The organism is Bradyrhizobium genomosp. III, assembly GCF_000261705.1.
Lineage (GTDB): Bacteria > Pseudomonadota > Alphaproteobacteria > Rhizobiales > Xanthobacteraceae > Bradyrhizobium > Bradyrhizobium ottawaense.
The window spans coordinates 1-11,696 of record NZ_AJQF01000316.1 but is presented as its reverse complement, the minus strand read 5'-3'; the positions used below and the strand labels follow the sequence as shown (position 1 = coordinate 11,696).

General features: G+C 62.5%; 13 protein-coding genes and 2 pseudogenes. 7 read left to right on the top strand and 8 right to left on the bottom strand.

Annotation, left to right across the window (positions count from 1 at the left end; genetic code table 11):
* Positions 1 to 436: pseudogene (locus IC66_RS0125805) on the top strand (serine/threonine protein phosphatase); the annotation flags it as partial.
* Between the two features lie 62 nt (positions 437 to 498).
* On the top strand, positions 499 to 1,161 hold the full coding sequence (locus IC66_RS0125800; RefSeq protein ID WP_038949587.1) for a hypothetical protein: 663 nt from the start codon (positions 499 to 501) through the stop codon (positions 1,159 to 1,161).
* Positions 1,162 to 1,164: 3 nt separating this feature from the next.
* On the opposite strand, the gene IC66_RS0125795 is transcribed toward IC66_RS0125800, so the two are convergent.
* Entirely contained in the window at positions 1,165 to 1,611 is a 447-nt protein-coding gene (locus tag IC66_RS0125795) for a hypothetical protein (RefSeq protein WP_244429162.1), read from the bottom strand.
* Between the two features lie 354 nt (positions 1,612 to 1,965).
* Here IC66_RS0125795 and IC66_RS0125790 point away from each other — a divergent pair, with 354 nt between their 5' ends.
* Together IC66_RS0125790 and IC66_RS0125780 are read left to right on the top strand one after the other, a co-directional pair.
* Positions 1,966 to 2,343 (top strand): Ig-like domain-containing protein, encoded by a 378-nt coding sequence (locus tag IC66_RS0125790; protein ID WP_038949586.1) that lies wholly within the window; start codon positions 1,966 to 1,968, stop codon positions 2,341 to 2,343.
* Between the two features lie 774 nt (positions 2,344 to 3,117).
* A complete protein-coding gene (locus tag IC66_RS0125780) occupies positions 3,118 to 4,332 on the top strand; it encodes a hypothetical protein (protein WP_038949585.1) in 1,215 nt (404 codons plus the stop codon).
* An 11-nt stretch (positions 4,333 to 4,343) separates the two neighbouring features.
* Here the strand turns inward: IC66_RS0125780 and IC66_RS0125775 are convergent, their stop codons facing one another.
* From IC66_RS0125775 to IC66_RS0125765, 3 genes are all read right to left on the bottom strand, one after another.
* Positions 4,344 to 4,577, bottom strand: coding sequence for a hypothetical protein (locus tag IC66_RS0125775; RefSeq protein WP_244429161.1), 234 nt, complete (start codon positions 4,575 to 4,577; stop codon positions 4,344 to 4,346).
* Positions 4,578 to 4,766: 189 nt separating this feature from the next.
* Entirely contained in the window at positions 4,767 to 5,183 is a 417-nt protein-coding gene (locus tag IC66_RS0125770; RefSeq protein WP_028142314.1) for a hypothetical protein, read from the bottom strand.
* Between the two features lie 42 nt (positions 5,184 to 5,225).
* Positions 5,226 to 5,516: a hypothetical protein gene (locus IC66_RS0125765; RefSeq protein WP_028142313.1), complete on the bottom strand. Its 291-nt coding sequence runs from the start codon at positions 5,514 to 5,516 to the stop codon at positions 5,226 to 5,228.
* A 972-nt stretch (positions 5,517 to 6,488) separates the two neighbouring features.
* Between IC66_RS0125765 and IC66_RS47800 the strand changes: the two genes are divergently transcribed.
* From IC66_RS47800 to IC66_RS0125745, 3 genes are all read left to right on the top strand, one after another.
* A complete protein-coding gene (locus IC66_RS47800) occupies positions 6,489 to 6,662 on the top strand; it encodes a hypothetical protein (RefSeq protein ID WP_162832246.1) in 174 nt (57 codons plus the stop codon).
* A 701-nt stretch (positions 6,663 to 7,363) separates the two neighbouring features.
* The gene (locus tag IC66_RS0125750) at positions 7,364 to 8,950 is read left to right on the top strand and encodes an EAL domain-containing protein (protein ID WP_038949583.1); all 1,587 of its coding nucleotides are present in this window, start codon (positions 7,364 to 7,366) and stop codon (positions 8,948 to 8,950) included.
* A gap of 138 nt (positions 8,951 to 9,088) precedes the next feature.
* Positions 9,089 to 9,454 carry an antibiotic resistance protein VanZ gene (locus IC66_RS0125745; RefSeq protein WP_018317055.1) on the top strand — a complete coding sequence of 122 codons (366 nt, stop codon included), beginning with the start codon at positions 9,089 to 9,091 and terminating at the stop codon, positions 9,452 to 9,454.
* 145 nt (positions 9,455 to 9,599) lie between these two features.
* On the opposite strand, the gene IC66_RS0125740 is transcribed toward IC66_RS0125745, so the two are convergent.
* The 4 genes and pseudogenes from IC66_RS0125740 to IC66_RS0125725 all read right to left on the bottom strand — a co-directional run.
* Entirely contained in the window at positions 9,600 to 10,046 is a 447-nt protein-coding gene (locus IC66_RS0125740) for a CHRD domain-containing protein (RefSeq protein ID WP_038949582.1), read from the bottom strand.
* A gap of 155 nt (positions 10,047 to 10,201) precedes the next feature.
* Positions 10,202 to 10,483, bottom strand: coding sequence for a hypothetical protein (locus tag IC66_RS0125735; RefSeq protein ID WP_038949581.1), 282 nt, complete (start codon positions 10,481 to 10,483; stop codon positions 10,202 to 10,204).
* A 108-nt stretch (positions 10,484 to 10,591) separates the two neighbouring features.
* Complete coding sequence (locus tag IC66_RS0125730) at positions 10,592 to 11,038, bottom strand: hypothetical protein (RefSeq protein WP_038949580.1); 447 nt, start codon at positions 11,036 to 11,038, stop codon at positions 10,592 to 10,594.
* A 141-nt stretch (positions 11,039 to 11,179) separates the two neighbouring features.
* Positions 11,180 to 11,696, bottom strand: a pseudogene (locus tag IC66_RS0125725) (chemotaxis protein); the annotation flags it as partial.

The following is an 11,696-nucleotide window of genomic DNA, read 5'->3' as shown; positions in this document are numbered from 1 at the left end:
CCCGCCCCGCCTGCAGGAGTGGCGCCACTATGGCGGCCTGCTGACGCTGGTCTCCTACGGCATCACGCCGACCATGAATCCGTCCGCGGAGCAGCAGGTCGAGCTGATCGAAGGACTGAGGCGCGCACTACCGCCCGAGCACCTGGCGTTCCTGCAGCAATTGCCTTCGTCCTTTACCTGCGGCGACTTCTTCTTCGTCCATGCCGGCGTCAAGCCTGGCGTGCCGCTCGAACGCCAGAAGGATGAGGATATGCTCTGGATCCGCGAGGAATTCCTGGCGTCCGAGGAGCGCTTCGGCAAATATATCGTCCACGGTCACACGCCGGTCAGCGTGCCCGATATTCGCCCGAACCGCATCAACATCGACACCGGCGCCTATGCGACCGGAAACTTGACGCTGCTGACGATCCAAGGTGATAGTCTGCTCGCAATTTAAGAGCCCTGCTCTCGTTTCAATCCCGTGCTCGCTTCGCCCTCACAGGCCTCGTCGATTTCACCATGAACCGCATGTTCCTGCTTCGCGTCATCGGCATCTGCACCGCGATCGTGCTGGCGCTTCATGCCGGCATGGAATTCTACGGCGATCTCGTCCGACCGAACTTTCGCGCGAGTGATTTGTTCTCGGGCGAGATTCCGCCCGAGAAGGCCAAGCTGGCCGCCGGCGGTGTCTTGGCATCGGTTTCGCTGGATGGGGACCTGCTCGCGAACTACGCGGCGGCACTGGCCGCTGACGTTCTGCACCGTCCTTCAACCGATGCGGCCGGGCGGGCCAGCGAGAACAAGGCCGCCCAAGGCGCCGTCGTCGCTGCCTTGAAAGTATCACCAATCAGGCCCGCGCTCTGGCTCACGCTCGGCACGCTGCAGGCGCAGGCTGGCGAAGCGGCGACGCCGGCTGTGAAGATGTCCTACTTGACCGGATCGGTGCCGATCGACGTCGCCTTCGCTCGCGTCCGGACCGTGACCTCGGGCGCGGCTGCAACGGACGAGGAGATCAAGCTGCTGGCGCAATCCGACATCCGCGCGGCGCTAGCCAATCGCTCGCGTTACGAGCCGCTGCTGATCGCGGCCTATGTGCAGGCAACTCCGCAAGGCAAGGCGCTGCTGCTCGACACCACGAAAGTGACCGATCCCAAGTTCAACGAGATCTTGCGGCGGTACTGAATTTCAGCGCACCGATTTCGGGTTGACCGGCACGAAGTCCTGATCGCGGCGCGGTTGGTCGGATCGCCCCTGATAGACGAACATGCCCTTCTTGGTCGTGACGATATCGCCTCGCTGCAGGCTATCGTCGCGGAGAAGGCGTTCGGTCGCGACAAGGTCCGGATCTTCCGGAATCGGCTTGTAGAGTTCGGGATGCTCCCGCCGCTCGCGCGAAGCTTCCTTGGCTCGGCGCCGTGCGTCCTCGATCCGCTGCCGCCATTCGTCGCGCGTCACTTCCGGCTCGCTTGGTGGAAGATAGTCGTTGATGGATGGCTCCGGCTCAGTCTGAGCACGACATGAGAGCGGGTAGGCAGAGAGGGCGAATCCGACAGCGGCGGCCACGGCCGCCTGAACCGGCGCGCGCCCGGATATCCAGCGATCCGATGTGGACTTGCCGCGAATGTATCGCACTCCGATGACTCCCAAACGGGCCGAGCAGCATCCAGCGGCCCCCTCAACTTCAGCTCATGCGGCTGCCAATTGCAAGATTTTAGGAACGCTGCGCCGTCCCATCAAAAGTCGAAAACAACCCCATGCACAGTAGCCGGCGCCAACCATTTCAATCAGTTACGCCTTTCCCGAAATCGGATTTGATCCGTCGGGCAAAACAGAGGTAGGATGGCAGGATCTGGAGAGAGCCGACCGGATGATCGCGCTTTCCGAGATCCACGTGTGATGAGCGGCTCAAAGGCAAACAGCTGCGCTCCAAGACCACGTTAAATCGTCGCCGTTAGATTTCGGCATAAGCTGGTGGAGTTGCCGAGAATGCGTACAGGACCGGTATTGCTGTCAGGTGTTGTCCTCGCGGCGTCCGCCATGTCTGGCCTCGCGGCGCAGGCGAGCCCCATCTGCATCAAGGAACGGACGCCGTTCGCGTTGTCGCACGATACGGTGAAATGGACGATGTCGATCGCACCTGGCGCGGAGTGCATCCAGGGCCTGCGCTGGTCGTACATGCAGATCTTCAAGGTATCGGTCGTGAGCGGGCCATCACGGGGACAATTGGCGGTGGTTGGGTCCGGCTTCCGCTATTCGGCAGAAGCCGGGGCGCCCGGCAGCGACAAGTTCACGCTGCTGATCTCGGGCAAGAACCGTCAGGTTGCGGGGACATCGACACTGGAGGTCGAGGTCAATCCGCAATAGCCGGCCCTGCGTCTTGGCGGTGTTCAGCGCGACTAACGGCGGCTAGAGCCACTGCCCCGGGTTCTATTCCCGTGATAGGGTCGGGCGTATCCGCCGCCCCTCGTCACGGGGGGCTCGATCCGGCTCGGGATGTTACGCGTCGCGTTGGGCGGCGCGGGCTGCGACGGATTGACAATGGTCACGTTGCGGTTGGGCGTCGAAGGATCGTTGACGCCCTGGGCCCAGGCAGCGGCGGGCACAAGCAACGCAATGGCGATCAGAACTGGTCGTTTCATACGATATCTCCCGAGCATGAACGTCAGGGAGGCGATCACCGTTCCTTCACGGTTCGTTGGGTGAACCTTAGCGGGGGACGGCAACCAGCTTGCCGTCTCGCCAGACACCCTGGGCCGACTTTCCAGCAGGCAGCCTGCCTGAAAGGTTCCGAACGGCGGTCGGCCGCGAGGCAGCCTGATTGGTCTGCGCCTTTTTCGTGGGGGTCGTGATGATGCTCGAGCTCGTGGTGTTGGCCTGATCCTTGGTCCCTTGCGCAACGGCAGGCGAAACCACGAAGGTCAAAACCGTGAGGACTGCTAGAACGCCGCGCATGGTCGAGCACCAGAAAGAGAAGAGCTTGGCGAAATGTCACAGGTTCTCGCCCAAAAGCAAGCACCTTCGAACACCGCGCGAGGCCTTTGCGGACCCGCCAATCGAAGCCAAACCGGCTCAACTCGAGACGTTTGAAGCGGAAAGACCTAGCGAAATAGCCCTATCCGGGCTACTTGATCGGCCTTGATGACCGACTCCGGTGAAACTGCAGCCAACGCTCCCTCGGCGCAACAGATCAAAGCCGGGTTTATCCGTCTCCTGTCGAGCCGCATCCGCGCCGTATCCGACGATCCCCGGCAGATGCGGGAGATCGTCTATGAGCTGGCGCGCGTCAAGCTTATGGAGCAATTTACGCATGCCGACGCGCGGGAATCGCGCGAGTTTCAGCAAGTCCTCGAACGTGCCATCAAGGAGGTCGAGCGTTCCTTCGAGCGTAGCGCCGCGTCTGAGCCGCAAAAAATTGCGGCAACCGCAGCTCCGGTTCCCCCGTCCGTCCAGACCCCCGCTCCCCCGCCTATTCCGATATCGTTACCCGTTTCCGCTTCGCCGCCTGCTGCGAAGGACGCGGAAGCCGCGCGCCGTCCCGTGGCTTCGCCGCGATCGCCGGATCGGCCCAAGCGGAGCGGCGCCTTCACTTTCCTGGTTCGACTGGCCGGCATTCTCCTGCTCATGGCCAGCGCCAGCAGCGCGGTGATCTATTGGCCGCGTTTGAGGACGCACGTGGCCGCACTGTCACAATTGGTGCTGCCATCCGAGCGCGCGCCGGGCAACCCCGAGCCCCGGCCGGCCACCGCCCCGTCCCCGTCGGAGAGCGCGAGTGTCGAACGATCGCCCGACAGCGCAAAGGAGCCGGCGCCACCTGCACACCCCTCCATGCCTTTGCCGACGACCTTCGGCGTCTACGCGCTGAACGAGGGGCAACTCCAGGAACTGAAGCCGGTCCCCGGGAAGATTCCAGACCGCCGCGTTGCGATCTCGGCGGCCATCAACACGCCGAGTGCAACGACCCTGACAAGCGGAGATGTCAACTTCATCGTGTTCAGGCCGGACGGAAGCATTGAGGCAAGCGTGACCGAGGTTCGAGTCGTCGCGAAGGTGTCCCGGTCAATGGGCGTCGATGCCTCCGGCAAGGCCGCCATAGTCAGCGCGGGCGATTCCTGGGTCATTCGCAGCATGTCCTACCCCTACAAAGTGGGGCCGGTCGAGGATCAGCAGAGGATGCTGTTGCTGCAACCGGAGCAGGACGGCTTCACGCTTTCGCCGGGCCGCTACATCGTCGTCGTCAAAGGCATCGGCTACGATTTCACCGTGGCCGGGACGATCACCGATCCCAACCAATGCGTCGAACGCATCAACGCGGCGAACGGCGCGTTCTATTCTCCCTGCCCGCCGCCGCGTTAGATCGACGGCCGCTACTTACTAGGCTTGCCGTCCTTCGGCTCCGCCGGAGCGTCGTCGACCTTACCGTTGTTCGCGACGCATTTTTGGAAGTATGCGCGCTGATCCTTGGCCGTTCCCTTGGCACTCCCGGCCGCCGGGTTGCCGATTTGCCTGGGCGGAAAGGCCTTGGCCACCGCCGCTTCGCATGCGCGCGCCACTTCGGCAGTGATGGCCGACGCCGTCGCCGGCGCAGCCAACGTCAACACGCATGCCAATCCAACCAACCTTCGCATATTCCTGACCGGCACCTTGCTGCTCCCTCGAAGCGTGAATGCTTGCCGGGACCATAGCAAAAAGGATCGACGCGCCAAACGGCAAAGCGGCGCCGAATTGTCACGCGGTCTGCCCTGGGCGTCTCGAAGGATGGCCGAGCGCGCGCAGCAAGAGCTCCAATACTAGCTGTTGAGCTGCGGCGGCTTGAAATTCGGAAAACGCGTGAGCATTGCGGTCTTGACGAACTTCAAGTGAGCAATGGTGCTTGCCAGCTCCTTGAGCCGCCGCTGGCCATTGGAGATGTCCGCCGCGAAGAGATCCTGGTGATGATTGTCGAGCGCCTCCCGCTCGAGGTACTCGTCGGTGCCGTTTCCAAAGGTGACGGATGCTCGCGCCAGCGCGTCATCGACACGTCGACTAAGGCCGACCTGCTCCCTCTCCGCATCTCGTAGCGCGGTGTCGATGGCGACCATAACGGCGTCGACCCTCGCGCGGTCTGTCTCCGCATCACGCTCGGCGGAGCGGGCTTTGAAGCCCTTGTCCTCACGGCGGGAGCCGAGGAGGTTGTGCGCGCGTGCTCTCAGGAACAGCTGAAACATGTGGGCCATCCCCATTTTCGAGATCTAAGCCGCTACCATCGGTCAGGCATAGTTAACAAAGCCTAAATCCTGCGTCCGCCCCGCCTGGCTTTGTGCGATCCAGGCCCGCCAGGCTCCTTCGTGCTTGGAATAGAGCTCGAGCCACCGAACGTCGTCAACCGCGGCCGCTCCCGTGCCTGCGCGGGCTTCGGCCACGATTTGCACCGTTTCCTTCGGTGCAAGATCCAGCGCCTCGAATTCCGCCGTCTCCTCCAGCGACAGGCCTATCAGAACACGATGCCCTTGCGCGTCAACAAAATATCTGCGCGGCGCGTTCTGCCGTTGATCAATCATTTGAATGACCCTCGCTCATGATCCAAGGACCTGGAAGATCTCTCAGATGCCGGCCATAGCTACAAACAAACGCAATCAAAATAAGAGCGCAAGTCGTCGCGCCCAGCAACGCAATCAGCCACGTCATCTACGCCTACCCGCGCGCCCTCCGGAAATAGAGGACTCGAATTCGCAATGAACTGATCCGTCTTAGGTTGCCTTTCCTGGGCCCTCAAGGACGGCGACAGATTAACCTAACCGCACATGGTTATTTCTACTTCGCCACGACCATGGGGCAATACGCGCGCAGTCCCGCGGTTACGATGGCCGCTGGGTACGACCGGCTTCCATCGAGGCGGGGGTATAGGGTGCGTAAAGACGATATCGTGCCGATCGCTTCCGCGAACGCCACGCCCGTACGCCATAGCCGCAGCCAAAGCCCGCGGCGAAAATCGAAATCAAAACCAAGGCAGCTAACATTGGAATGTTCCCACGTTTGCCGGAACGTTCCTCCCGCGCTCATTTTCATCTTTTCGTTGTGTCGACTTCAAGATCGTCACCGCTGAAACTTTTGTCAGACGAAGATGAAGTTTGTGCAACGTGATGCTTGAAGATTGGTCGGCACGCGAGGGCACAGAGCGCGGAGAAGAGGCTCAGTTCTTTTTACCAGAACTCGACAGGCCGACACCATGAACCCTCGTTCATTTGGCGCTTCAAACGTTGGACCGGCGCGGCTGAAAGCGACCGTCGGAAGGCGCGCATCGGATTCGCCAGCGAAACACCGTGGTTATACGGAGCGTCGCGCGTCGATTTCATCGCGGTAAGGTTGAGCAGTTAGCTTAATCCGCGTTGTTTGTTGCGAAGTCTCACCGATCGCATATCCATCTTCGCACCGGGCTCCCCCAAGCCCGGCCCCACCCAAGCAAAGCCGTCGAGCGAACATGGGTCGCTTGGCGGCTTTGTCGTTGTGTCGACAAGAGGATGATTTCGGTTATGGCGCGCAAGCCCTGGTCGTTCAAAGAAGACCGCCGGCTCATGGAGCTGGCCAAGTCTTCGGCTTCGCTGGAAGAGGCGGCGAAGGTTCTCGGACGCTCGCCTGATGCGATCAAGCGCATGGCATTGCGGCTTGGTCTTTCGCTGAAGCCTAAGACCGGGAAGAAGGGCTAGTCTTGGAAACAGTTCGTCGAGGACCCGTCCAGCTTTTCACAATGCAGGACGGAACCAAAGCAATCACTGGGTGTTATCCAGACTTCGCAGTGAGGTCTGGCAGTGGTCCATTTTGCCATTTCCGCAATGTTGATTTGGCTGGCGATTAACATCGCTTTTGTGGTGCTTCGGCTGCGGGTCGCCAGTGACCCCGCCGCGCCCCACACCGACAGGTCAGGCAGAGCTTATCCAGAGGCCGTCTCCGCCCGCCCCCGATGAGCGCGACCAAGCGTCCTGCCTTCAGTCCGCCCGGCCTATTCAGACCTAGTTGCGCGTCTTCTTCTGGGAACCCATCCCGGGGCTGGTGCCGTAGTTGGGTGTCCCCGTCCCCTTGAAAGCACCACCCATGCTGTCCGAACCGGAATTCGTCGCCGTGCCGCTGCGGGTAGTGGGCTGATTGCCCGATGGCTGGTCTTTGGTTCCCTGCGCCCAAGCCACGGAGATTCCGACGACCAACGACAGGAGGAGGCTTAACGTCCTGATCATACTGCTCAACTTTCAATGCTCGGGCCGCGCGACCATCAGTCAGGCAACCACTCGGTAGCCCTTCCGGACCGGTCCGCCCGTTAAACCCTATCTTAGCCCCCGCTGGCTAGAATCAATTCCCAAAATCAATTCCCAAGATCAGTCACGAAGCCTCTCCTGATTTCCGCCTGGACCGGATGAGATTACAGCGGCCGAACCTCTCGTTTGCGGCGCTCGTTATTGCGAGCACGATGGCGTTCGGGCTGGCGGGCCATTTTGCGGCAGACGGCGTCATTCGCCACCAGCAGGCGCACCAACTGAACGAGCTGACCGAGGTCGTTCTGCGCCGCTCCGAATTTGCGGTCGATTTCGCCGCGGCCAGCCTCGACGAACTCGCCAACCGTGATCTTGCCAGCTGCGCGCCGGCAGCGCTGCAAGCCATCCGGCTCCACGTTTACCAGCGCTCGGCGATCAAGGACGTCCGTCTCGTCAACCCGGACGGATCGGTGATCTGCTCGGCCTATTCCGAGACGCTGGAGTTCGACAAGGGATGGGCGGATCGCCGCGACATGCTGCCCTCGCACGACAAGACGCTCTCGCTGTTCCGCGTGGAGCAGTTCGGCGGCGACGCATTGGGCGTGCTCAGGGACGTCAATCGCAGCTCCGCGCTGGTCGCCATCGTCGGCATCAACGCCGGCCTGTTCGATCTCATGCCCGCCGAGCTGCGCGCACACAGCGAGGTGATCCTCGCCTTGAGCAATGGCGAGAAGCTCGGCGAATTCCGGCTCGACGCCGACAGGCCCCTGTCAGAGCCGATCAGCTTCGACAGGCATTCCACGCGCTTCCCGCTTCACGCCACGATCCGGCTCGAGCACGCCGTGCTTTCGAGCTGGAACAGCGAGGCCTATTGGCCGGCGCTCGCGGTGGCCCTTGGGCTTGGCGCACTGTTCGGCATCCTGCTGGCACGCAGCCGCCGGATGGAAGGACCGGTCGCCGATCTCGATCGCGGCCTCGCGGCCGGCGAATTCAAGCCTTACTACCAACCCATCTTCGACCTCAGGACCGGCCAGATCACGGGCTGCGAGATTCTGGCGCGCTGGGTTCGTCGGGACGGCTCGGTGGTGCCGCCGATGAACTTCATTCCGCTGGCCGAATCCAGCGGGCGCATCCAGGTGATGACCTGGCAGATCCTGAAATCGGCACTCGCCGAACTGCAGGGCGTGCTGAAGGCGGACAAGACCTTCAAGATGTCCGTGAATGTCGTGCCCAAGCACCTGTTGAGTGCCGGCTTCGTCGAGACACTGCGTCGCACGGTCCTGGCGGCGAGAATCTCCGCACGCCAGATCGTGGTTGAAGTCACCGAACGCGACGAGCTCGACGATCTCGCGCACGCCGCGACCGTCGTGGCCGAATTGCGCGACCACGGCTTCCGCGTCGCAATCGACGACGTCGGCGTGGGTCACAGCGGTCTGTCGCGGCTGAAGGGGCTCGGCGCCAACACGATCAAGATCGACAAGTTCTTCGTCGACACCATCACCGTGGATGCATCGACCACGACGATCGTCGAGATGTTGGTCGCGCTGGCCAAGGACTTCCGCATGACGGTCGTAGCAGAAGGAATCGAGACCGAGGAGCAGCGCCGCGCCCTGATCGCCTCCGGCGTCGAGGAAGGACAGGGCTATCTCGTCGCCGCACCGCTGCCCTATGCGAAATTCAGCGAGTTGGTCGATTCACGCCGCCACTCCGCATCCGCAGCGCCGGCCGGCGGCGTCCTGGTGGCCTGACCATCTTCGCTGCACGGCCTCCCGGCCGGCGATGGCGGCCAGGTTTTGGGCAGTCCTTGCCCCGGAAGAACGACGAGGCGCTTTAACGATATTCTCGTCTTTCGAAGCGGAATGGCCCTCGAGCCGCTATGGTGGGCCATGCGTCGAAATCACCTCATCGCAGCCGCGGGAATCTGCCTTGCCCTCATCGCCTATGCCACCTTGGCAAGGCTGGCGGGACGGCCGGCGCTGATGGGGCATCACGAGGCCTACTGGATCGTCGTCATCGAGCGCTTCAGCGCCTATGGCCTGTTGGGCTTCCTGCTGGCCTTCCTGTTGCCCGGCCGGCTCGCTTTGGCCTGCTCGCTCGTCATCGCAGTCGCAATGGGACTGGAAGTCCTGCAAACGCTGACCCCCGATCGTGATCCGGGTTTCCTGGACGTGCTGCAGAAGGCGGCAGGAGGCACCGTCGGCGTCATCCTCGCCCAGACGATCCTGGCCTTCTTACCTCGGCCGCCAGCCTGAGGCCCACGGCGCTGACAAATCTTCAGCGCCAAAGCATGATCCGCAAAAGTGCGCAGCGGTTTTCCGAAAAGATCATGCTTAAGCAACAACCTAAAGCGTGATGACGATCCATCCTAATCGCATCGCGCTTTAGGGCGACATCCCCCTACTTCATCATCTGCCCGCGCAATTCGCCGCCTGGGTTCGCGGCCGTATGAATGTTCGCGTACCATTTGCCGGCCAACAGGTCCGCCGCCTGGGCATCCGTGAGCGTGGCGCTGCCCTGGATAGGACTTTGGACCGTCTTGAAGGGCAAAGCGATGCCGGCGTTCTTGCCCGCATCACTGGGGCCATGAAAATGGGCGCCCATCGCCGGACCAGTCAGATTGGCAAACGTAATCGTATAGGTCAGAACTTTGGTCTGGGTGTCGAACGCGGCCTCGGCCTTGCCCGAACCGGACGAGCCGTTCGGAGGCACTTCATTGCTGCCCTTGAGGTCGGCCTGCAGCTTGACGACCTCCGCACGTGACGGCGCGGTTGTGACGATCAGCAGCCCACCGAGCATCACCGTTCCCAACAGCGTCACGCCGACCCGATACTTGGCTTTCCTCATGGCATTCTCCTACAGGCTCTACGGCCCGATGCGGTTGAAACCCCGGCCCCGGCTTGAAATTCCGGAGACGAGTCTATGCCTGATTCGCCAAAGGCTATCGGAGATACCACCGGGGTCGCTGTCGCCGCCGGTCCGAGGATATCGCGCGAAGCGGGCTACGCTGCCCTGCGCTCGCGGAACCCGGTCGGGGCCAGGAGTTCGGCCATCTGCCTGTGCGTGCTCTGGAGCGCGGCGATGGCGCCGTCCAGATCGAAATCCGCCTCGCGAACGGACGCGAAGAACCTGGCCGTCAGCGCGAGGTCAAGCTTGACGCGCGTTGCACCGTCGCGGCTCTTGCGACGGTCGAGCGACAGATGGATGGCCCGCATTCTGGCTTCTGCGGCCGTACAGCCGCTGAGTAACGCCAATTCGTCGTATGTCATCCAGATCTGAGGCATGGTCTCGTCCGTCCCTGATTGCCGCCTCATCCTAGATCTCTGCGCCTAAATGCACCGTTGCCGCGGCGCGGTCGCAGCCCGCTTCGCTGCGATAGCGTCAACGCAAGACTAAGATGCGGGAGGCCTGGAAGGCGCGGGAAATTGGCGCGGCCGCGAACGGCTGTCGAGGCCCTTGGGCAATTTGTCATTGAGCTTCACGACGGCGCCTCGAGCCTCCGTCGCCGGCGCATCCTCCTGGCTGTAGATCAGCGTCACCTCGAACATCACGTCGGGCGCTTCCCTGGCCGTTCCGGAGCAGGTCGCCATCGCACCGGTGCACACGCCGGCGAGGCGGACCTCGACCTCGTCCAGACCGAACACGGTCGGCGGCCCCTCGGCATAGCGCCGCGTGGTCAGGACGGCCGTGAAGCGCTGGTCGTCACCGAACTGATAGGAGCCGCCATAGGTGAAGAAGCTGTCGCTGCCGGAGATCCGTCCGTCCGCCAGATGCACGATGCCCGTGCCCTGGCCGCGCGGGGTCCTGAACCAGGCCGCATATTTGCCGTCTCGCATCATCGAAATGTCCGCCGTAAAATTCACTGGTATTTGCAACCAACTCTGGGGCGCGACAATGACCGACGCGGCGAGTATTCCGCGACGGTTAACGCCCTGCAAAGCCAACCCGTCAAATTGACGCCGCAGCACGCGGCGACGTCGTCAAAACAATTCTATGCCGTCATCCGCGGTCTCGACCGCCTCGACCCGGCGCGTCGCGGCGATCGACTTAAGTCCTACCGCTTGCAGGAATTCGCGATGAACGTCCCGCTCGCGCTCCATCGTGTAGCGCGCGAAGAGATCGTCGAGGATCGCCTGATCCCGCAGCTCTGGCTGTAGCCGCTGCGCGCCTGCGCTCGCAGTCTCGAGCCGCGTGGCGACCGCAGGCAAGGCTGCGGAGCTTTCGCCGAGTCTCGTCATCAGACCCTGAGCCGAATTCATCAGCCTCTCGAACTCCGCGCCTTCGTCGACGAGCCGGCTCATCAGCTTGCCGAGCCGTTCATTGCCGGCCTCGACCTCGCGCAGCGCCTGAAGGATTTGCGGCTCGAGCTTGGCAAGCTGGGTGGGATCACCCTGCACGCGGAGCTCCTTCAGCTCATTGGCCGAGCGCTCGATACCATCGAGCACGGGCCTCAGGCGCCCCGCCCCCGCGGAGACCTGGTCGGCGGTCGCCTTGAGC

Excerpts from the sequence above, each read along its gene's own strand:
- IC66_RS0125790 (WP_038949586.1), top strand. The coding sequence starts at position 1,966 with ATGCGTACAGGACCGGTATTGCTGTCAGGTGTTGTCCTCGCGGCGTCC.
- IC66_RS0125750 (WP_038949583.1), top strand. The coding sequence starts at position 7,364 with ATGAGATTACAGCGGCCGAACCTCTCGTTTGCGGCGCTCGTTATTGCG.
- IC66_RS0125770 (WP_028142314.1), bottom strand. The coding sequence starts at position 5,183 with ATGTTTCAGCTGTTCCTGAGAGCACGCGCGCACAACCTCCTCGGCTCC.
- IC66_RS0125745 (WP_018317055.1), top strand. The coding sequence starts at position 9,089 with ATGCGTCGAAATCACCTCATCGCAGCCGCGGGAATCTGCCTTGCCCTC.
- IC66_RS0125765 (WP_028142313.1), bottom strand. The coding sequence starts at position 5,516 with ATGATTGATCAACGGCAGAACGCGCCGCGCAGATATTTTGTTGACGCG.
- IC66_RS0125735 (WP_038949581.1), bottom strand. The coding sequence starts at position 10,483 with ATGCCTCAGATCTGGATGACATACGACGAATTGGCGTTACTCAGCGGC.
- IC66_RS47800 (WP_162832246.1), top strand. The coding sequence starts at position 6,489 with ATGGCGCGCAAGCCCTGGTCGTTCAAAGAAGACCGCCGGCTCATGGAG.
- IC66_RS0125740 (WP_038949582.1), bottom strand. The coding sequence starts at position 10,046 with ATGAGGAAAGCCAAGTATCGGGTCGGCGTGACGCTGTTGGGAACGGTG.
- IC66_RS0125730 (WP_038949580.1), bottom strand. The coding sequence starts at position 11,038 with ATGATGCGAGACGGCAAATATGCGGCCTGGTTCAGGACCCCGCGCGGC.
- IC66_RS0125800 (WP_038949587.1), top strand. The coding sequence starts at position 499 with ATGAACCGCATGTTCCTGCTTCGCGTCATCGGCATCTGCACCGCGATC.
- IC66_RS0125780 (WP_038949585.1), top strand. The coding sequence starts at position 3,118 with ATGACCGACTCCGGTGAAACTGCAGCCAACGCTCCCTCGGCGCAACAG.